Genomic DNA, 19897 nt, shown 5'->3' on the forward strand with positions numbered 1-19897 from the left:
AGAATGACAAATTTCCTTTTTGCGCACCGGGGATGCTTTTGGGTTATCATAACCATGGATACAGGAGCATTGCAATGAAACGAATTGGAATCCTGACCGGCGGCGGCGATGCGCCGGGTTTGAATGCGGTCATCCGTGCGGTGGTAAAAACAGCCATCAATGAATACAAGTGTGAGGTGATCGGCATCCGGGATGGGTATGATGGATTTCTGGACACAAAGAATGGCATCGTCCCGTTGGGCATGGAAGAAGTGCGCGGGATTTTGCCGCGAGGCGGCACGATCCTCGGCGCGGCGAACCGCGGCAACCCGTACGCCCGCAAAGTGATCCGCGATGGAAAAGAAGTGACCATCGACGTTTCGGATGAGATCGTCAAGGGGATCAAGGAACAGGGTTTGGATGCGCTTCTCGTCCTCGGCGGCGACGGGACCCTGCACATCGCGCATGAGCTTGCCCTGAAAGGGGTTCCCATCATCGGGGTGCCGAAGACGATCGACAACGACATCGGCGGCACGGAAATAACATTCGGTTTCGACACAGCCCTGAACATTGCCACAGAGGCCTTGGATCGTCTGCATACCACGGCAGAATCTCATCACCGCGTGATGGTCGTCGAGTTGATGGGGCGCGATGCGGGTTTTATCACCTTGAATGCGGGCGTTTCCGGCGGGGCGGATGTGATTCTGATCCCTGAAATTCCCTTCAAGTACGAAAGCATCATGAAGAAGATTCAAGCGCGAAGCGAACAGGGGCGGAAGTTCAGCCTGCTTGCGGTTTCGGAAGGCGCGAAGGCAGAGGGTGCGGCGCAGGTCTATTCGCGCAAAGGGGATGAAGTCTATGTGCCGCGTTTGGGAGGGATCGGTCAGGTCGTTGCGGAATACATCGACCAGCAGGGATTCGAATCGCGCGTGACTGTCTTGGGACATGTCCAGCGCGGCGGGACGCCAACGGCCTTTGACCGCTGGCTGGCGACGCGTTATGGGGCGGCGGCTGTCCGCATTGCGGCGAGTGGCAGATTCGACCGTATGGTGGCATTGGAAAGCGGCGAGATCACAGACCTCCCGTTGGAAGAGGCCGTGGCATTTCCAAAGCGGGTGAACGTGAACGGCGACGCTGTCATTACCGCGCGTAACATCGGCATTTCGTTCGGGGATGAATAAAAAACGGGTTGCGCTTCCATGCAACCCGTAGCCTACCTTTGCTCAAGCCGCCGCCGGGAACGGACTATTTCTCGAACACAAACTGACCATTCTTGTAGAACAATTCGCCGTCTACAAGAATTTCCGAATCCGTGCGCAGGTCGCAGATCATATCCCAGTGGATGACGCTCTTGTTCTTCGATCCGGTTTCGGGGTAGCCGTTGCCGAGCGCCATGTGGAAGGAACCGCCGATCTTTTCATCGAACAGAATATTGCCGGTAAATTTCTGAATGTCGAAGTTCGTGCCGATGGCAAACTCGCCAATGTAGCGTGAACGCTCGTCGCTGTCGAGCGTTTTCAGCAGAAAGTCCAGATTCTTTTCGGCGTTGGCAGAAGCGACCTTGCCGTTCGAGAAGGTTAACTCTGCGCCTTCCACACTGGTGCCACCGTAATTCGCCGGGTAGGTGAACTTCACCCAACCGTTGACCGAATCTTCCACGGGTCCGGTGTAGATCTCGCCATCGGGCATATTGTGGACGCCATATGAATTCATGAACGTGCGTCCCTTGACCGAGAGCGTTAAATCCACGTTGGGTCCGCGCAGGATGACCTGGCTTTTGCCTTTCATGAATTCAGCGGCGGATTTCTGGTTCTCCTTCACCTGGTTCCAGAACGCGATAGGGTCGTCTTCATTCGCATGAACCGCGCCAAAAACAAAATCTTCATATTCCTTCAGGCTCATATTGGCGTCCTGGGCATAGGCTTCGGTGGGGTAGAGGGTCGTACACCATTTAAATTCGTCAGTTGCTCCGCGGCGAAATTGCGCATCGGTGATGACCGCGGTTGCTTTTGCCCGCCGCGCGATCTTGGACGGGTCGATGTTCGAAGTCCCTTTGGTATTGGTCGCGGAATGAACGCGGATGCGCCCTTCGAATTGTTCGTACGCCAATTTATAGAATGTGGGCACAAAATCCAACTGCGCGTCTGAGGCGTAGGTCAGGTACATCTCATCCTGGCTGAACGGCATGGTGCCGGGGATCGCCATCATCAAATGCGGATGACCGCCTTTTTCCAAAATTTGAATGTAAAGCTCTTTCAATAACGGCTCGGCGGCAGTGGTGCCTTCGAGCAGAATCCGGTCGCCGGGTTTGACGCGGGTGGAGTGTTCCACCAGAATTTTTGCATACTTTGAAACGCGCGGGTCAGCCAATGTTGGGCTCCTTGAAAACAGAATGAAAAAATTATATCATCTTCAAAATCCGGTCAAAAGTAGGATTGCGTTATACTTTTGCACATGAAGCAGCTTCTGCAAAACATCAAAGACGGCAGGACCATCGTCGAAGAAGTTCCCATCCCGACCCCGCGCGAAGGGCAGGCGCTCGTCAAGGTTTCAGCCAGCCTGGTTTCGGCTGGAACCGAACGCATGGTGGTGGCGTTTGCCGAAAAAAGTTATCTTGGCAAAGCGCGCTCACGCCCGGATCTCGTCGAACAAACGCTCGATAAAGCCAAACGCGAAGGCATCATGCCGACGGTACAAGCTGTCTTCAACCGCCTCGATCAGCCGATGGGGCTTGGTTATTCATCAGCCGGAACCATCGTCGCACTTGGGAAGAACATGCAAGGCTTCAAAGTTGGTCAACGCGTGGCGTGTGCGGGCGGCGGCTATGCCATGCATGCCGAATACAACGTCGTGCCAAAAAACCTTTTGACCCCGCTGCCTAAAAATGTGGATTTTGAATCCGCCGCCTTCACCACCCTTGGCGCAATTGCGCTTCACGGATTCCGCCTGGCAGAGCCTCAGCTTGGCGAGAACGTCGCCGTCATCGGTTTGGGTCTTTTGGGATTATTGACGGTTCAGCTGGCGTCTGCGGCTGGATGCAATGTCCTCGGCATCGACATTGACCCGAAACGGGTCAAGCTCGCCTCTTCCCTTAACGTTGAATCGGTTACACGCCCCCAGGCAGAATCTGCCGCTACAGCCTTTACCCAAAACCGCGGCTTCGACAGCATCATCATCTGCGCCGACACCTCTTCGAATGACCCGGTTGAATTGGCTGGTGTCATTGCCAGAGATCGCGCCAAAGTGGTTGCGACCGGTGCTGTTGGACTCAACTTCCCGCGCAAGGTCTACTACGAAAAGGAAATCGCCTTCATCAACTCCCGCTCGTATGGACCGGGTCGCTATGACGCGAGCTATGAAGAAAATGGACAAGACTATCCAATCGGTTATGTCCGTTGGACGGAGGGACGGAATTTTCAAGCTGTTGTTGATCTCATAGCAAGTGGAAAGTTGAAGGTGACGCCGCTCATCTCGCATCGCTTTGATATTGAAGAAAGCGTGAAAGCGTATGAAGTTATTACAGGAAAGAAGAAAGAGCCATTCCTTGGGGTGTTGTTGAAATATGATGAGACGAAAGAAGAAGGAGGAAAGAAAATTGAATTTCCGTCAATCGTCAATCGTCAATCAAAAATCGTAAATCTAGGAGTCCTCGGCGCTGGACTTTTCGCCAACTCTACCTTGCTTCCCATTCTCAAAAACAACAGGGACTTTGAATTGGTCGGCATCGCCTCCTCTGGCGGGCTTCACGCCCAGCATTCCGGCAAGAAATTCGGCTTTCAATATGCGACTTCCAGTGAAGATGAAATTATCAACGACCCAAGAGTCAACACCGTTGCGATTCTGACACGTCACGACACCCATGCAGACTTGGTGGTGAAGGCGTTGAAAGCAGGTAAACATGTTTTCGTCGAAAAGCCGCTGGCGATAAATAGTGACCAGTTGTCAGTAATCAGTAAACAGTTGAAAAGCAGTGTTTCACTGCTAACCGTCGGCTTCAACCGTAGATTTGCTCCCCTGATCCAAAATCTAAAATCGCAAATCGTAAATCGAAGTGAACCTCTCCATGCGCATTACCGAGTCACTGCAGGCTTTATTCCTGCCAACCATTGGACGCAAGACCCAGCCATCGGCGGCGGACGAATCATCGGCGAAGCCTGTCACTTCATCGATGTGCTGACCTTCCTTGTTGGCGCACCGCCTGTTCTAGTATCCGCCCATGCGTTGCCGAATAACGGCAAATACAGCGAGGACAATGTCTCGATGACCTTCACCTTTGCAGACGGTTCCATCGGCGTGGTGGATTATTTGGCGAATGGCGATAAGTCCATGCCGAAGGAAAGGCTGGAGGTGTTCTGTGGGGGGATGGTGGCAGTTCTCGACGATTATGTTTCGTTGAGTGTGGTGAAAGACGGCAAGAGGAAAGAAGAAAGAGGGGCGCAGGACAAAGGCTGGCGGGGAGAAATGGCTGCGTTTTCTGAGGCGGTCAAGGCGGGGAAAGAGCCGCCGATTCCTTATCAGCAGATTCTGGCTGTGACCAAGTCCACATTTGCGGCGGTGGAGTCGATTCGGAGTAAATCTGGGATCGAAATAAAGTAAAAACCCGGTGAATTTTATGAAGGTTGAATTTGTCGCAAGGAACGAGTTTTCCGCCGTTCAAACTTCCGCGTTGGATGCGCTGCGCGCGGCGGTGTATCCGCCTGAAGTGATCGCAAGCCTGCCGGGCAGGTTCTTTTCGTGGGCGCCTCCACAATGGTCTGTTTTGTTGTGGGATGACGGTGAATTGGTCTCGCGGGTGGGGCTTCTGGTGCGCGAGATCGTTCACGAAGGAGTGACAAAAAGGATCGGCGGGATCGGCGGGGTGATGACGCACCCGGAGAAACAGGGCAGGGGGCATGCGGGTCGGGCAATGCGGGAGGCGGCTGCGCGGTTTGACGGGGAACTGAACGTCGCATTTGCTCTGTTGTTTTGCCGTCCCCATTTGGTGGAATTTTATGAACGATTGAAGTGGAAACCGTTACGAGGCAAGGTCTTTGTGGAGCAGCCGCAAGGCAGGATCGAGTTTTCTGCCAACGGCGCGATGGTTCTGGATGTAAACGAGACTGCGCCAGTTCAAGGTGAAATTGATTTGAATGGTTTGCCCTGGTGAATTTGATTTTGCAAGTGGGTATAATTCGTAAAATATTCTTCTCTTATGACCACAAATCGCTTACTCAAAGTTTTTCTTTGCCATTCCTCCGCGGACAAACCCGCCGCGCGAAGCGGACGAGTTATATCAAAAACTCCGCATCGAGCCGTGGATTCAATCTTGGCTGGACGAACCATATCGTGGGCAGAGGGTAAATAGCTAATGCCCGCTGTTAAGAAACTGAACCCTATAAATTTTATTGTTAAGCGCGACTTGGTTATTAGTGCATTAGCGGTTTATAGCGTGGAACTAGAATACAATAAAGTCGCATGGTTGCATCAAGGGCATAGAAATATACTAGGGGATGAACTTACAAGACTTAAGACGCAGTTTTTCCAGAAATTCAAAATTGATTACAGTGATGTAATTAATAATAGCGTATCTTTGTTGGTAAAGAAATTAGACCAGATAGATCTGTCCCAAAAAGACGTTTCTGTGTTGAACAAAATTTATGAAGAGTATATTGGTTTACTTAAAGACACAGAAGAAAAGCCTGTAAGACTTATAGATTTCATTAGGTTTTCTCATTGGTTTTATAAAGGATTTGTTTACCAAGTTCAAGGACCTTACTCTGAAGACGAAATAAGACTCTTGATTCTTGAAGACTTTGATAAAGAAAGAAGAAGATTTGAAAAATTAAGAGCCAAATTTGACGGGGCAATATCAGAAGATTTGAATTATGAACGCCCTCGAATTCCAGAAAAGGTCCGAATAGAGGTTTGGCGCAGAGATAGTGGAAAGTGTGCAAGGTGTGGCAGCAGGGAAAAATTAGAGTATGACCACATTGTACCAATTTCCAAAGGTGGTAGTAATACAGCCAGAAACATCGAGTTGCTTTGCGAGACATGCAACCGAGGCAAGAGCAATAATGTAGTTTGAGTCTGAATGTCCTTTGACTTAGTTTTTAGAGAACCTTGACTGAAGCTTTAAATGACATAGGTGAAAAATGGATATAAATACTCATCATACTATCTTCTCTCTTTTTTACACCTTGTATTCAGCTATGGCAATTGCAATTGCTGGAAAAACCCAGCCCTTCGATACACCCTCTATGTTTAAAGGATATATTAAGGCTTGGGGCAGGTTTATTTTTTCATTCTTTATCTTAAACATAATCCCCTTACTGTCTTTTGCTTTTGTCTTTAATTTGTTGGGTAGATACTCGAAATTAGAATTATCATTCTATTCGGCGATTTTAGTATTTTTACCAAGTTTGGTTGGTTTAGGTTTTTATCGAATCCATTATGGTTTCATGCTCTTGAAAGGTAATAAAGGGTATGTTTTCTATGACAAAGCTCTCTATGAAAAGAAAACTAAATACTTGCCACCCTCACTTCATAATGACTTAGAGTCAAGACCCAAATTTCATGAAGAACCATCAACTCATATAATCCCAGGATTTATTTGGATTTTAATTGCTATGTTGCCTGTTTTGTGTTTATTTGTGATACCTTCATAAAAAGTAAATTATCTACTACTCTTCAACAATCTCACTACACTCCTATTTGGAAATCTAATTCCACCACCCAGACCTGACAGGTCTCACCCGCGCCGTAACCAACCAAAACTTTTGCGCTGACATGGTCACAATTAAAAATCGTTTCGCACAGACCTGTCAGGTCTTTTATTATGGACGCAACCACTTGGCACTTGGAACCTGACACTTGGAACCTGACACTTGACACCAACTCACAGGAGCACTGAATGAACCTCAAAGGAATATACGCCCCCATCGTCACCCCCTTCAACGCATACGAAAGCATCAACTACCCTGTTCTTGAACAACTGATCGAATACCTGATACAAAACAAGATCGCAGGGCTTGTCCCCGGCGGCACCACGGGCGAGGTCTACGCCTTCACCGAAGCCGAACGGCTGGACATTTTCAAATTCACCAAAGAGAAAGTCAACGGACGGGTCACGCTGATTGCAGGCACCAACAGCGGAGCCACCCGCGACGTGATCCGCTACTCGCAGATCGCCGAGCAAATGGGCTACGACGCGCTCATGGTCGCCGTCCCGCCGTATTCACGTCCCAACCAGCGCGAACTGCTCGCGCATTACGAAGCCGTCGCCAAAGCCGTCAAAATTCCCATCGTGCTCTACAACTTCCCCTGGCGCGCAGGCACCGAAGTCAGCTACGAAGTGATGGACGGTCTGACCAAATACGACCACGTCATCGGCATCAAAGAAGCCTCCAGCGATATGTCCCGCGTGTATGCGATGAAAGCGCGTTATGGCGACCGCTATCAGATCATCTGCGGCAGCGACGACCAAGCCCTTGATTATTTCCTGTGGGGCACCACTGCATGGATAGGCGGCGCCGCCTCCTGCGCGCCACTCCAGCATCACAACGTGCTCGAAGCCGCGCTCAACAATGACTTCGTCTCCGCCCGTAAACACATGGAAAAACTCATGCCGCTCCTGCGAAGCGTTGAAAGCGGCAGTTATTTACAAAAAGTAAAGATCGGCTGCGAACTGCTCGGCATCCCTGTCGGCGGTCCGCGCCAGCCATTGCTGCCCCTCACCGCTGAAGACCGCGCGGAGTTCGAGAAAATTTTTAAGAGCATCTAACCACAAAGGGTCACAAAGGTAACGAAGGAAAACCTTCAAATAAACCTTTGTGACCCTTTGTGACACTTCGTGGTAAAAAAAATGAAACGTATCCCCTATCTGGATTCCCACACTGGCGGCGAACCCACGCGATTGATCACCTCGCTTCCCTTCGACCTTGGAACTGGTTCCGTTGCTGACAAATTATCCACGCTGAAAAAGAATCACGACGACCTGCGCCGCACCGTCCTACTCGAACCCCGCGGCTCGGACGTGCTCGTCGGCGCGTACCTCGTCCCGCCCGCCGACCCGACTTGTCAATTCGGAGTCATCTACTTCAACAACGTCGGCTACCTCGGCATGTGCGGACACGGCACAATTGGTCTCATTGCGTCGCTGGCATACATGGGCAAGGTCACGCCGGGTGTAATTCGCGTTGAAACTCCCGTTGGGGTGGTGGAGGCAACCCTTCATCCCATGTCATTGCGAGGAGTAAGCGATAGCGAGCGACGAAGCAATCTCCCAATTAATGAGGGGGTTGCTTCGGGCAAAGAGCAAGAACGCCCTCGCAACGACATGTACCCCAATAAAGTCTCCGTCCAAAACATCCCCGCCTACCGCCATCTGACTCACGTTCCCGTCACCGTTGATGGCAAAACTGTCCACGGCGACGTGGCGTGGGGCGGCAACTGGTTCTTCCTCGTCCACGATCACGGCATGGACGTGAACATGCAGAACCTCGAAGCGCTGACCGATTTCTCGTGGCGCGTGCGTGAACAACTGACCGTCAATGGCATCACCGGCGCGAACGGCGCAGAGATCGACCATGTTGAGTTGTTCGCATCCACTCCCGAAGCGGACAGCAAAAGTTTTGTGCTCTGCCCCGGCAAAGCCTACGACCGCTCTCCCTGCGGCACAGGCACAAGCGCCAAACTCGCTTGTCTCTACGGCGACGGCAAATTGCAAGTCAGTCAAGTGTGGAAACAGCAAAGCGTCGTCGGCAGTATCTTCGAGGGCAGCATCCAACTCGACGGTGACAAGATCATCCCGAGCATCACCGGCGAAGCGTGGGTCATGTCCGAAGGCACGTTGTTGGTGGATGAACGCGATCCGTTTGGGAAGGGCATTTGATCAACCCTGATTTATTGCATAGTGAGAGGAAAATAGAATGTCAATCAATTTAGGTTTTTATGATTTTTTCTCGTATTTGCTGCCGGGGTTTGTATATCTTTATGCCGTCAATGACCTTTTGCGCGTGTTGGGTTTGAAATATATCAACCTGTCGAATTTACTGCAATCAGGTCAAGAACCAGCGTTTGGATTGGTAGCCTTGGGTTTATTTGCGGCGTATATTGTGGGGCATATCTTCGACCCGCTCTCCCTGAATTTTTTCTTCAAATTTGTGTTCCGCATTCGAAACTCGCAAGGAGCTACAACCATTAGTTTGAATACGATCAAAGAACGATATCCCCAACTCGGTATTAAGTTCGTGCCAAAAGATTGGGAAGCGCTGCTGATTGCTCTGCGACAGCGTAGTTATGAAACTGCACAAAGCATCGATAGATTTCAGGCGGATAGTATTATGTTGAGAAACATTGCCTTTGGGCTTTTACTGATGGCAGTCACGAATATTATTGCTTTTTTCATGACCATGACTGCAACTTTTTTGCTCATCGCTTTGGCAGAGCTCTTAGCCTGTTGGATGTTGGCTTCAGAAAGTTTTAAGTTTCGTATTTGGTTCTTCACCCAAATTTTTGAAGGTTCTTTGATTTATGGCACGAGTATCGAAGAAGTCATCTCGTACGAAAAAGGACGAGACTCAAAAAGTAAGAGTCAAAAACAAACAAGCACCAAACTAAAGTTGTGATCAAAATGAACATAAAATCAGATAAGTTAAAGCATGATGTACTCATCATCGGCGGGGGACCCATAGGCTTAAGCTGCGCGTATTACCTTTTGAAATCTGGAAGGCAAGTCACCCTGCTCGACGCCAAAGAGATCGGCAAAGGCAGCGGATCGGGAAATGCCGGGCATATCGTGCCGAGCCATATCATTCCGCTGGCAGCGCCGGGTGTGGTGACCTCCGCCCTCAAGTGGATGCTCGACCCGGCTCACAGTCCTTTTGGATTGAAGATACGCCTTGACCTGAAATATATTTCGTGGCTGATCCAATTTGCATCGGCGTGCAATGAAGCCAACGTCCAGCGCGCGCTGGAGCCGTTGAAGACCCTTGGGCAGTTGAGCGCGGAGAATTTTGCCAAAATCGTCGTTGAAGAAAAATTCGATTGCCATTATCAAAGCACCGGGTTTCTGAATTTATATAAAAATCAACGCGCCTTCGATGAGGGCAAACACGAGGCGGATTTCATGCACAAGCATGGTATCCCTGTAAGCGTGCATGAAAAGGATCAAATTGCCGATATTGAACCTGCCGCGCGCGAGGATGTCCTCGGCGGTGTACATTTCACGGGCGATTCGCACCTCAACCCTGCGGTATTTTTACAGCTGCTGGGTGAACGCATCCGCGCGATGGGGGCGGAAGTGTTTGAGAACACACCTGTCACGGGGTTTGAATCAGCGGGGGGGAAAGTTCGGGTTGTAAAAACAAGCGTCGATGAGTTTGAGGCGGAGCAGGTCATCCTGGCGGCGGGAGCGTGGTCGCCCATCGTTGCGCGCGATCTGCGGCTCAATATCCCCGTCCAACCCGCGCGAGGGTATAGTCTCACCGCGTCTGCTATTCAAAACATGCCACGCCAGGCGTTGATTTTGGGAGATCGCCGCGTGGCGGTTTCGCCGCTCGGGAATCTTCTGCGGGTTACAGGCCGGCTCGAAGTAGGTGAATTCAGCACAACGCCAAATCCGCTTTGGATTCAACGGCTGGAAAATTTTGCCCGCGAATATATTCGGCTGGATGAAAAACTGGATATCAAAGAGACCTGGGCGGGGCTTCGCCCAACAACGCCGGATGGCGTGCCGATTATCGGCAGATCACCAAGGCATGAAAATCTTTTCCTTGCGACCGGTCATGCCATGCTTGGGTTGTCACTTGGACCCGGCACAGGGCAGGTCATTGCCGAGTTGCTCAATGGCAAACAACCATCATTCGATCTGAACCCATTTCACCTGGAACGATTTTAGTCATCGAAATTTACCTTTTACTCTCCAATTACTGCTTACCCCCTTGCCTCCCTCTTTTTTCATCATCCTCGTTTCGGTCTTTGTCGACATGCTCGGCTATGGCATTATGCTGCCGTTGCTGCCGTTTTTCGTGCGGGCGCAGGACGGCAGCGCTGCCATCGCGGGCGGTTTGATGTCGATGTACTCGGCGATTCAGCTCGTCTCGGGTCCAATCCTTGGCGCGCTCTCCGACCGTTATGGGCGCAAACCCATTCTGCTGCTCTGTCTCTTCGGCACGGGCACGTCCTATCTTTTACTGGGCTTGGCGAACTCGCTCATCGTCATTTTCCTTGCGGTCTTTCTGGATGGACTGACCGGCTCGAACCTGACTTTGGCTCACGCTTATGTCGCAGATTCGACCAACGCCGAAAATCGCGCTAAAGGAATTAACCACTCTCAACTCGCTTTTGGATTGGGCATCATGGCGGGACCCATCCTTGGCGGTTTACTCAGCGGATACGGACTCAGCGTCCCGGCGCTCGTCGCTTCTTTCTTAGCCTTTGCCAATACTGTTTTCGGATTCTTTTTCCTCCCCGAGTCCTTATCCCCCGAACGCCGCGAGACCAAGCCGCTTTCTCAAGCTTTTTCGTGGGCTAGTCAATTCACGAGTGTTTTTCGACAGAAGAACATTCAACGTTTTCTGATCGTGCTCTTCCTGCTCAACCTCGCCTTTGCCGGCTTGCAGACCAACTTTCCGCTTTTTTCCCACGCTCGCTTTGGTTGGACGCCCGCCCAGAATAGCTATTTCTATTTGTATGTCGGTTTGTGCGGCGTGATCGTGCAGGGAATTTTATATGCCAAATTGCAAGCACGTTTCGGTGAACGCAGACTCATCCCGGCGGGACTCGCATTTATGGTGATTGGCTTGGCGGGCATGGCGTTTGCTCGTCAGTCGTGGATGATCTTCCCTGCTGTGGCTGTAGTTGCGCTTGGAACGGGTATCAGCATCCCATCTCTCACTGCGTTGGTCTCATTGCGCGTCTCGGATAGTGAGCAGGGACGGTTGATGGGCGGCAATCAAACCCTGCTGGCGTTAACGAATATTTTTGGTCCGACCATTGCGGGGATTTCGTTCGATATCATCGACATCTCCGCGCCGTATTGGCTGGGGAGTTTGTTTGCGCTGGTCGCTTTGGGGATTGCGACGATGGACGATAGACGGCTGACCGCTGACCGCTGATCGCTGTCGGTCGTCCGCTGTCAGATATTTTGGATTGCTTTCACTGCTGTCATAACCCCATCTTCTTTGCTCAACGCCTCGCTGATTTCTTTTGCCTTCGCGTTCATAGCCTTGTTGTTTAATGCTTCGGTAATCGCTTGCGCTAGATTTTCTGCGTTGAGTTTTCTCTGTGGAATGGACATGCCAACACCTAATTTTTGAACCCGCTCGCCCCAGAAGAACTGGTCGATGGCGAGGGGCAGGGCAATGGTTGGAATGCCTGCATGAAGGCTGGCGGAAGTGGTCCCTGCGCCGCCGTGATGGACGGCGGCTTTCACGCGTGGATACAGCCATCCATGCGGGACGTATTCGATGGGAAAGATGTTCTTGGATTTGATCTCGCCGTGCCATTTGGTTGGGAGAGTCAACACGGCTTGGGCGTTGGCGATATGCAAGGCTTCCTCGAGCATGGGCAAATATCCCTGCGTGCCGGGGCTGCCGAATCCTATTGCGATGAGATTCTTTGCTGAGTCGATAAATCTTTGCACACTTTCGAACTCGTCAACCCCTTCACTCGTTTCTTCTTTCGATCTCCAGTACCCCGTGATGATTTGTTTCTTATTCCAATCTTTTGGACGCGGCACGACATGTTCACTGAAGGCGTTGAGGGTGAGCGGTTGGTGTGAGTCCGCTTGGAGGGAAGGGTCAAGCCAATGGGCGAGACCCAGCCCAAAGTCCGCGTGACGCGCGTGGTTGATCTCAGAGCGCCACGAAAGCCAGGTGGCTTGAGTCACTGCCCAATGCGAGAGCCAGTTCCCGATCCCTGAGAGAGAAAAACGAAAAGGCAACAGCGCGGATGGAAATTCGCGGGTGGGGGTGAGCGGCTGCAAGTTTGCGCGGACGGCAGGATTGCCCAAGCCTTCGGCGATATGCGCGCCCCAGATGGTGGGCAAGCCGTGAATGAGCAGGTCTGAGCCGCGGCAGGCTTGGGCGGCAGTATGCAGCATGTGACGATAAAGCGGGCGGGCTTTTTGCAAAAAGGTGCGCGTGGATTGAAACGAACGAATGGGATCGGTGCCGAGCGTGAAGGGTGTAAAGTCGCCCTGCTCGATCATCAGGTCTGTGGGGTTGCCGTCGAATGGCGCGAAAGGAACGTGATGGCTCTGAATGAGGGGCGCAAACCCGCGCGGCGCTGAAATGCGGACGTTGTAACCCGCATTTTGTAAACCTTTGCCAAGCGCGATGTAAGGGATGACATCTCCACGCGTGCCACTGGTGAGAAGGGTGATGGTTTTGGGCATCAATTCACCACAGATACACACAGATGAAAAGGATATGTTGAGAAAAATCTGCGTTTATCTGTGTTCATCTGTGGTTGATTTTTTCAAAAACTAACATCCGATACTCCACCACTTTCATATGCAAACACTGCTGCAATGCCATGCTCCCCAGCATGGATGGCACGATGACATGTTTGATCGGAAGTTTTTCACCGAGGAAGTGCAATGCACTGGCGATGACGTTGGGCAGATTGCGCAGACGGAGATAGGGTGTCAGTTCATCGTTTTTGATGAGCAGAAGCTGATGGGCTTGCGCGAATTGTTTGCTTTGCTCAACCGTGCGCACACCGGGGACGTACCAGCCATTTATGAAAGCGTCGAACCATTTTTGTTCGTTTGAGCTGAACGAGCGCGCCGCCTGATAATCATCCACGAGAATAAGCTTGCCGCCTTTGCAAAGCAGTCGACTCGCTTCTTTGAAATAGTTTTCCGGCTTGATGGCATGACAAACCGCTTCTACAGAATAGACAACATTAAGCGATTCGCTGGGAAGCGGGACCGATGTGAAATCACCTTCGGCAAAATGGATTTTATTCTGCAAACCGAGTTGTTTTGCAGAATCTTGCGCCAATCGGGCTTGCACAGGGCTGAGGGTCAATCCTAGGGCGGGGGCGGGGCTATGCAGGCGCGGGTGGATGTAAAACAGACTCGCGCCCACACCGCAGCCAAGGTCTGCAATGTGGGCGTTTTCGGGCGCAACCGATTCGATCTCTTTCAAGATAAGTGCATTCGAGGTGTTAAGCGCGTCTTCGAGAGACTTGGTCTCAGGCATCCATAACGAGCGGTGGATGTTCCGGGCTTGTTTATGACCGCTGAAATTCAGGAAGAGTTTGGTATTCTCATCGTAATACGTGCGGACGGAATCGGTGGTGGTTGGCATATAAAAATTATAACGTAGCTGCTTGGGTATAATTCTGTTGTATAGGTCTGTAGACTGCACTACAAGGAGAACTTATGCCTCACACTGCATTTGCCACCATCACACGTGGGCTGAATCGCGATCTGCCGCCGATGCGTCTGTACGAGAAGGCGAAGAAACTCGGCATTTGGAATCCATCCGATATTGACTTGACGAAAGATAAACAGGATTGGGCGGGTTTCTCCGAGGAAGAAAAAGACCTGTGCCTGTTGCTGCTTTCCATGTTCGTGGCAGGCGAAGAGGCAGTCACGCTCGATCTGCTTCCGCTGATTCAAGCCATTGCCGAAGAAGGGCGCATCGAAGAGGAAATGTATCTCACCACCTTCCTCTTTGAAGAAGCCAAACATACCGATTTCTTCCGCCGCTTCATGGATGAGGTCGCGTTCCCCTCTCCTTTAGGGGAGGGGTCAGACTTGACCCGCTTTCACGGCGACAACTATCGCCAGCTTTTCTACATTTCACTGCCGGAGGCGCTCAACGCGCTTCGCACCGACCCGTCACCTGCCAGCCAAATTCGAGCTTCGGTTACCTATAACATGATCGTCGAAGGCGTGCTTGCAGAAACAGGCTACCAAGCCTTCTTTACCATGTTGGAGCGCAATGACCTTCTCCCTGGTCTTCGAAAGGGAATCTCGCTCTTGAAACAGGATGAGTCCCGCCATATTGCCTACGGAGTGTACCTGCTCTCGCGCCTGATGGCGGAACACCCGGACGAGTGGGACAATCTGCAAATGCAAATGAACATGCTTCTGCCCTCTGCCATCGGCGTGATCGGCGATGCCTTTGCGCGGTATGACGTGGTGCCTTTTGGCTTGGTGGAAGAGGACTTTGTCAATTACGCCATGAGCCAGTTCAGCAAACGCTTTGAAAGGCTCGAAAAAGCGCGCGGGGCAAGCCTGGATGAGATCAATAAAGTTGCGAGAGAAACCGAGGATTCATAGCCGTGTCCCTTACCCCCTGGAAAATTCTTGAATCGCGCCATCCCTTCCCGAAGTTCCGCATGGATACATGCGAACTCCCGAGCGGTAAACCATATAAGGCATTTGTATTGGAATTCGATGCATGGGCAAATGTGGTTGCAATAACCAAAAAGAACGAAGTCGTTTTAGTGCGCCAATATCGCCACGGCGTGCAGGAGATCTCTCTGGAACTTCCCGGCGGTGTCGTGGATGCTGGTGAAGATCCGCTGGAGGGGGTGAGGCGCGAATTGTTGGAGGAAACGGGATATGGCGGGGGAACCGTCGTGGAGGTTGGCAGAATCTACCCCAACCCGGCGATCCAACAGAACACCTTGTATTGCTATCTCGCCACAGATGTTGAATGGGTGGGTGAGCAGCATTTGGATGAATCCGAAGAGATCGAAGTGGCTCTTGTTCCATTGGATGAGATGATCGAAATGGTGCAACAGGGAAGGTTACGGCATGCTTTGAATGTGGCGGTTTTGTTTCGGGCGCTGATGCATTTGAAACGGATTTGAAGCATGGCATATAACTTTGGATTAACGGCGCACGATTACACCAAATATCGCGCGGGGTTCCCCGATGAATTTTTCGATCGCGTTTTCAGCGAAGGGATTGTCACACCCGGCGTTTCATTATTGGACCTCGGAACGGGTACCGGCACCCTCGCCCGCGGATTTGCATCCCGCGGCTGCAAGGTCATTGGCGTGGATATTGCGGCACAACTGCTCGAACAGGCAAAGGATCTGAGCATTCGACAAGGCTTAGATGTGGAGTTTCGCTGGAGCAAGGCCGAAGAGACGGGCTTACCCGCAGGGTCGTTCGATGTTGTCTCCGCCGGGCAATGCTGGCACTGGTTCGACCGCCCGCAAACGGCGCGGGAGGTGAAGCGCCTGCTCAAGCCGAATGGCAGGGCCTTGATCGCGCACTTCGACTGGCTTCCACTCGACGGCAATGTGGTGGACATGACCGAAAAGCTGATTCAGAAATTCAACCCAACCTGGTACGACCGGTTTGGGAACAGGAACGGGATATATCCCGATTGGTTTCGCGATCTGGGTGAAGCGGGGTTTGAAAAAATCCAATCTTTCTCATTTGATCTGAATGTGCCGTACACGGCCGATGCGTGGCGTGGACGGATCCGCGCGAGCTCTGGGGTGGGGGCGAGCTTGTCGGACGAAGAAGTGGGGCGATTCGACTTGGAATTTAAAGGTCTGCTTGAAGGGTTGGAGGAGGCGCAGGTCACGAAGGAAGCGGGGGCAGGTCTCATGTTGCAAATTCCGCATCGCGTGTTCGTCATCCATGCGCACAAGCCAAAATTCATTTCCTGAAACGGTTGTGCAATTCCATCAACGGGCGTAAAATGGGCGCGGCTTAAAAGCAGGAATCATGTATCACACCGACGAGAGCGATTTAGGTTCTTCCGATAGTAATCCGCCAAGTAGAAGCGGATGGCACGTGTTTAAATTTGTAAAACCCGTCACGTAGGTGCGCGGCGCGCCCTTGCGTGACTATCCCACGCAAGGAGGCAGCCATGCTGAACATCTACAAAACCACCGAGGGCGGGCTGGAAACGCTCGATACCATTGCGAACGGCGCATGGGTCAACGTGGTCGACCCGACGCCCGAAGAAATGGAGAAGCTCGTCAATTGGGGGATGGAGATGGACTTTATCAATTATTCCCTCGACCAGGATGAAATGCCGCGCATGGAACGCGATGAAGATTACACCTTCATCCTGCTTCGCATTCCCATTCATCAGCCGGATAGCGATATTCCTTATAACACCGTGCCGTTGGGCATCATGATCCTGGGCAACAAGATCATTTCGGTCTGCCGCTACGACAGCGATATTTTCAAGCCGCTGACCAACGGCAAACACCGCTTCATGAAAACCGGTAAACGCTACCGCCTCACGTTGTATATCTTCCTTGAAACGGCGGCGCGTTATTTGAACCTGCTGCGCGAGATCAACCGCGCCACCGAAGCCGTGGAAGACCGCCTGCAAAAATCCACGCAGAACCGCGAATTGCTCGAACTGCTCAAGTATCAAAAGAGTCTGACCTACTTCGCGACCGCGCTCCGCTCGAACGAGGTGATGATGGAGCGCGTGCAAAAGACGCAGCTCTTCAACTATTACGAGGAGGACCAGGACCTGCTCGAAGATGTGCTGACCGAAAACCAGCAAGCCATACAAATGACCAGCATCAACACGGAAATCCTCTCCAGCATGATGGATGCATTTGCATCGATCATCTCGAACAACCTGAACGTGGTCATGAAAGCGCTTGCCGCGCTGACCATCGTCTTGAATGTGCCGACCATTATCGCATCATTTTACGGGATGAACGTGGCACTGCCGGGCGAGGGTCATCCGCTGGCATTTCTTACGGTCATTGGGCTGTCTTTGGGGTTGACCGCATTTGCAACCTATATCTTCTACAGGAGGAATTGGTTCTAATGAACGTCGAGTTGGTGTTTGACGGCAAAGCTACGCTGGGCGAAGGTCCCGCCTGGAATGATAAGACCCAGACTTTATATTGGGTCGACATCATTCAGAAAAAAATCTATGCCGGGATAGTGGTGCTCGCAGAACTGGATGACTTCATCGGATGTCTTGCCCCATGCACGAATGGGCATTTGATCTTGGGAAAGCGCGCCTCTTTTGTGGACTTCGACCCCGTTACCTCCCGGCAGACTCTTCTCTTCGCTTTGAACGAACCTGCCACCAACCGGCTCAACGACGGCAAATGCGATCCAGGAGGTCGTTTCATCGCCGGGACGATGGACATGAACGAAAAGGACCCGACCGGCTCGGTCTATTCCTTCGACGGCACGGGCGCGCGCACATTGCTTCACGATGTAACCATATCCAATGGCATGGCATGGAGTCTGGACTACAAGAAGTTTTATTACATCGATACACCCACCCGGCAAGTCAAGGCCTTTGACTACGATTTAACTTCAGGCGAAATATCCAATCCACGCACGGCGATTCGCGTGCCCGAATCCCTGGGCTGGCCCGATGGCATGACCTCCGACACCGAAGGCAATTTATGGATCGCCCTCTGGGGTGGGGCGGCGGTTTCGCGCTGGAACCCGAACACAGGTCAATTGCTCGAGCAGATTCAAGTGCCAGCTTTGCATACTTCCTCATGCGTTTTCGGGGGGAGGGATCGTAATGAGTTATATATCACATCTGCTAGAAAGAATATGAGCGAAGCCGATTTACAAAAATACCCGCTCTCCGGTGGGCTGTTCAGGGTGGAGACGAAAGTCGAGGGGATGCCGACCTTTGAATTTGGGTAAAGAAGAGGAAAGAAGATCAACCCTCTTTCTTCTTTCCTCTTTCATCGTTTCCACAATAGTTCTGTTAGCTTCACCACCTCTTTACACTGACCCTCCGTCAACCCCACAAACGGCGAATTTGCATCCACCGTATCGCGGTTCTCCACAACCAACACCCGCGCATCCCTACTGAAGGTATGCGAATGCCAAACTCCGCGTTTGACGTTGTAGAGTTTGTACGGCTCCATATCCACGGCATGGACTTTCGTCACTGAGTCTTCCCCTTCGCCGATGAATAATATGCAGCGTCCCGCCATCAGCACGAAGACCTCGTCGGTTTCCGTGTGCTTTTGCATCCGGTTGATCTTGTCGGGGGTCAGGTCATCGGTGTAATTCATCAACGCCACCCGCCAGGTTTGGAAATCGATGAGGGGTTTGTAATCCGGTCCGGTGTGGTCGCGGACTTCGATCAATGTTTCGGGAAGCATGGTTGTTCTCCAAAAGAAGAGGCGGGGTCGCCCCGCCTCTACAAATTTAATTTCTCCCCATTTTCTCTCAGCCACTTGCGGAGACGTTTGAAATCGGGGCAGAGCGATTCTACCAATTTCCAAAATCGCGGGGAATGATTTTTGATTTTCAAATGCGCCAGTTCATGCAGTACGACATAATCGATCACCTCGGGCGGAGCCATGACCAGCCGCCAGGTGAAGTTGATCGTCCCGTCTGCGACGCACGATCCCCAGCGAGTCTTTGCCGAATTGACCCTGACCCGCCGCGGGAAGAATCCATGCAAGGCAGAAAAATGATTGACCCGCTCGGTAAAGATCGTCAGTGCCTGGGACTTGTACCATTTGATGAATGCCTGTTCGCCGCGCAGGCGCGCAGAAGCTGCCAGCGTGAAACCACTGCCGAATTTCAGGGCAGGCCGCTGAGGCGGGACGAGGCGCAGTTCGTAATCCTGGCCGAGAAAAGGAAAGCGCTCGCCATCCGCAAAATTCTTTTTGGGGATTTCGTCGATGGCTTTAAGTTTTTCGCGCGAGCGCAGGATCCAGTCCTTCTTTTCTTCGATGAAATTGTGGATGTCTCGCAGGGTTGCCCGCTTCGGCGCGCGGACGGTGAGACTTCCGTCCCGTTCGACGATGAGCGCAATGGTGCGGCGTTTGGCGCGGATGAAGGTGTCGATCTGAACTGCGGCGGACTCGTATGGCATGATGAGATTATACCCAGCGAAATAAAAAATCCGCTGTTCATAGCGGATGAAAAAACCCCTTTGGGACAGTCTTGAGACTGTCCCATTCATGATTTCCGAGGCTGTTCCCCTTAGCGCTAAGGGCTCTC

The 19897-nt window shown here is 51.8% G+C and carries 20 protein-coding genes; 15 read left to right on the forward strand and 5 right to left on the reverse strand.

The window, feature by feature from the left end; genetic code table 11:
- Nucleotides 1-74: 74 nt before the first annotated feature.
- Nucleotides 75-1160 (forward strand): ATP-dependent 6-phosphofructokinase, encoded by a 1086-nt coding sequence (locus HS100_10775; GenBank protein MBE7434392.1) that lies wholly within the window; start codon nt 75-77, stop codon nt 1158-1160.
- Between the two features lie 64 nt (nt 1161-1224).
- Here the strand turns inward: HS100_10775 and HS100_10780 are convergent, their stop codons facing one another.
- Nucleotides 1225-2349: an aminopeptidase gene (locus HS100_10780; protein ID MBE7434393.1), complete on the reverse strand. Its 1125-nt coding sequence runs from the start codon at nt 2347-2349 to the stop codon at nt 1225-1227.
- Nucleotides 2350-2433: 84 nt separating this feature from the next.
- Here HS100_10780 and HS100_10785 point away from each other — a divergent pair, with 84 nt between their 5' ends.
- The 9 genes from HS100_10785 to HS100_10825 all read left to right on the forward strand — a co-directional run bounded on the left by HS100_10785 (nt 2434) and on the right by HS100_10825 (nt 12074).
- Nucleotides 2434-4575 (forward strand): Gfo/Idh/MocA family oxidoreductase, encoded by a 2142-nt coding sequence (locus tag HS100_10785; GenBank protein MBE7434394.1) that lies wholly within the window; start codon nt 2434-2436, stop codon nt 4573-4575.
- Nucleotides 4576-4591: 16 nt separating this feature from the next.
- On the forward strand, nt 4592-5125 hold the full coding sequence (locus HS100_10790; protein ID MBE7434395.1) for a GNAT family N-acetyltransferase: 534 nt from the start codon (nt 4592-4594) through the stop codon (nt 5123-5125).
- A 201-nt stretch (nt 5126-5326) separates the two neighbouring features.
- Nucleotides 5327-6043, forward strand: coding sequence for an HNH endonuclease (locus tag HS100_10795; protein MBE7434396.1), 717 nt, complete (start codon nt 5327-5329; stop codon nt 6041-6043).
- A 67-nt stretch (nt 6044-6110) separates the two neighbouring features.
- Nucleotides 6111-6623 (forward strand): hypothetical protein, encoded by a 513-nt coding sequence (locus HS100_10800; GenBank protein ID MBE7434397.1) that lies wholly within the window; start codon nt 6111-6113, stop codon nt 6621-6623.
- Nucleotides 6624-6868: 245 nt separating this feature from the next.
- Entirely contained in the window at nt 6869-7738 is an 870-nt protein-coding gene (dapA, locus tag HS100_10805; GenBank protein MBE7434398.1) for a 4-hydroxy-tetrahydrodipicolinate synthase, read from the forward strand.
- Nucleotides 7739-7819: 81 nt separating this feature from the next.
- A complete protein-coding gene (locus HS100_10810) occupies nt 7820-8848 on the forward strand; it encodes a proline racemase family protein (protein MBE7434399.1) in 1029 nt (342 codons plus the stop codon).
- 37 nt (nt 8849-8885) lie between these two features.
- A complete protein-coding gene (locus HS100_10815; GenBank protein ID MBE7434400.1) occupies nt 8886-9584 on the forward strand; it encodes a hypothetical protein in 699 nt (232 codons plus the stop codon).
- Nucleotides 9585-9589: 5 nt separating this feature from the next.
- Complete coding sequence (locus HS100_10820) at nt 9590-10855, forward strand: FAD-dependent oxidoreductase (protein ID MBE7434401.1); 1266 nt, start codon at nt 9590-9592, stop codon at nt 10853-10855.
- Between the two features lie 43 nt (nt 10856-10898).
- Complete coding sequence (locus tag HS100_10825) at nt 10899-12074, forward strand: MFS transporter (GenBank protein ID MBE7434402.1); 1176 nt, start codon at nt 10899-10901, stop codon at nt 12072-12074.
- A 20-nt stretch (nt 12075-12094) separates the two neighbouring features.
- On the opposite strand, the gene HS100_10830 is transcribed toward HS100_10825, so the two are convergent.
- Both HS100_10830 and HS100_10835 read right to left on the reverse strand, forming a co-directional pair.
- Nucleotides 12095-13354: a glycosyltransferase family 1 protein gene (locus tag HS100_10830; GenBank protein ID MBE7434403.1), complete on the reverse strand. Its 1260-nt coding sequence runs from the start codon at nt 13352-13354 to the stop codon at nt 12095-12097.
- Between the two features lie 64 nt (nt 13355-13418).
- A complete protein-coding gene (locus HS100_10835; protein MBE7434404.1) occupies nt 13419-14273 on the reverse strand; it encodes a class I SAM-dependent methyltransferase in 855 nt (284 codons plus the stop codon).
- A 74-nt stretch (nt 14274-14347) separates the two neighbouring features.
- Here HS100_10835 and HS100_10840 point away from each other — a divergent pair, with 74 nt between their 5' ends.
- From HS100_10840 to HS100_10860, 5 genes are all read left to right on the forward strand, one after another.
- Complete coding sequence (locus tag HS100_10840; protein MBE7434405.1) at nt 14348-15253, forward strand: R2-like ligand-binding oxidase; 906 nt, start codon at nt 14348-14350, stop codon at nt 15251-15253.
- A gap of 2 nt (nt 15254-15255) precedes the next feature.
- A complete protein-coding gene (locus HS100_10845; protein MBE7434406.1) occupies nt 15256-15789 on the forward strand; it encodes an NUDIX hydrolase in 534 nt (177 codons plus the stop codon).
- Nucleotides 15790-15792: 3 nt separating this feature from the next.
- A complete protein-coding gene (locus HS100_10850; protein MBE7434407.1) occupies nt 15793-16602 on the forward strand; it encodes a methyltransferase domain-containing protein in 810 nt (269 codons plus the stop codon).
- 203 nt (nt 16603-16805) lie between these two features.
- A complete protein-coding gene (locus tag HS100_10855) occupies nt 16806-17732 on the forward strand; it encodes a magnesium transporter CorA family protein (protein ID MBE7434408.1) in 927 nt (308 codons plus the stop codon).
- The gene (locus HS100_10860; GenBank protein ID MBE7434409.1) at nt 17732-18580 is read left to right on the forward strand and encodes an SMP-30/gluconolactonase/LRE family protein; all 849 of its coding nucleotides are present in this window, start codon (nt 17732-17734) and stop codon (nt 18578-18580) included. The genes HS100_10855 and HS100_10860 overlap by 1 nt, the downstream gene beginning before the upstream one ends.
- Nucleotides 18581-18621: 41 nt before the next feature.
- On the opposite strand, the gene HS100_10865 is transcribed toward HS100_10860, so the two are convergent.
- Both HS100_10865 and HS100_10870 read right to left on the reverse strand, forming a co-directional pair.
- Complete coding sequence (locus tag HS100_10865; protein MBE7434410.1) at nt 18622-19047, reverse strand: hypothetical protein; 426 nt, start codon at nt 19045-19047, stop codon at nt 18622-18624.
- 38 nt (nt 19048-19085) lie between these two features.
- On the reverse strand, nt 19086-19769 hold the full coding sequence (locus HS100_10870; GenBank protein MBE7434411.1) for a M48 family metallopeptidase: 684 nt from the start codon (nt 19767-19769) through the stop codon (nt 19086-19088).
- Between the last annotated feature and the right edge of the window lie 128 nt (nt 19770-19897).

The sequence above is a fragment of the Anaerolineales bacterium genome (assembly GCA_015075725.1).
Taxonomy (GTDB): domain Bacteria; phylum Chloroflexota; class Anaerolineae; order Anaerolineales; family Villigracilaceae; genus Villigracilis.

Bases quoted from the DNA above. Each gene is read 5' to 3' on its own strand.
- HS100_10840 (MBE7434405.1), top strand. From the start codon at position 14,348: ATGCCTCACACTGCATTTGCCACCATCACACGTGGGCTGAATCGCGAT.
- HS100_10800 (MBE7434397.1), top strand. From the start codon at position 6,111: ATGGATATAAATACTCATCATACTATCTTCTCTCTTTTTTACACCTTG.
- HS100_10850 (MBE7434407.1), top strand. From the start codon at position 15,793: ATGGCATATAACTTTGGATTAACGGCGCACGATTACACCAAATATCGC.
- HS100_10820 (MBE7434401.1), top strand. From the start codon at position 9,590: ATGAACATAAAATCAGATAAGTTAAAGCATGATGTACTCATCATCGGC.
- HS100_10855 (MBE7434408.1), top strand. From the start codon at position 16,806: ATGCTGAACATCTACAAAACCACCGAGGGCGGGCTGGAAACGCTCGAT.
- HS100_10865 (MBE7434410.1), bottom strand. From the start codon at position 19,047: ATGCTTCCCGAAACATTGATCGAAGTCCGCGACCACACCGGACCGGAT.
- HS100_10785 (MBE7434394.1), top strand. From the start codon at position 2,434: ATGAAGCAGCTTCTGCAAAACATCAAAGACGGCAGGACCATCGTCGAA.
- HS100_10810 (MBE7434399.1), top strand. From the start codon at position 7,820: ATGAAACGTATCCCCTATCTGGATTCCCACACTGGCGGCGAACCCACG.
- HS100_10830 (MBE7434403.1), bottom strand. From the start codon at position 13,354: ATGCCCAAAACCATCACCCTTCTCACCAGTGGCACGCGTGGAGATGTC.
- HS100_10860 (MBE7434409.1), top strand. From the start codon at position 17,732: ATGAACGTCGAGTTGGTGTTTGACGGCAAAGCTACGCTGGGCGAAGGT.
- HS100_10790 (MBE7434395.1), top strand. From the start codon at position 4,592: ATGAAGGTTGAATTTGTCGCAAGGAACGAGTTTTCCGCCGTTCAAACT.
- HS100_10835 (MBE7434404.1), bottom strand. From the start codon at position 14,273: ATGCCAACCACCACCGATTCCGTCCGCACGTATTACGATGAGAATACC.
- HS100_10795 (MBE7434396.1), top strand. From the start codon at position 5,327: ATGCCCGCTGTTAAGAAACTGAACCCTATAAATTTTATTGTTAAGCGC.
- HS100_10870 (MBE7434411.1), bottom strand. From the start codon at position 19,769: ATGCCATACGAGTCCGCCGCAGTTCAGATCGACACCTTCATCCGCGCC.
- dapA (MBE7434398.1), top strand. From the start codon at position 6,869: ATGAACCTCAAAGGAATATACGCCCCCATCGTCACCCCCTTCAACGCA.
- HS100_10815 (MBE7434400.1), top strand. From the start codon at position 8,886: ATGTCAATCAATTTAGGTTTTTATGATTTTTTCTCGTATTTGCTGCCG.
- HS100_10775 (MBE7434392.1), top strand. From the start codon at position 75: ATGAAACGAATTGGAATCCTGACCGGCGGCGGCGATGCGCCGGGTTTG.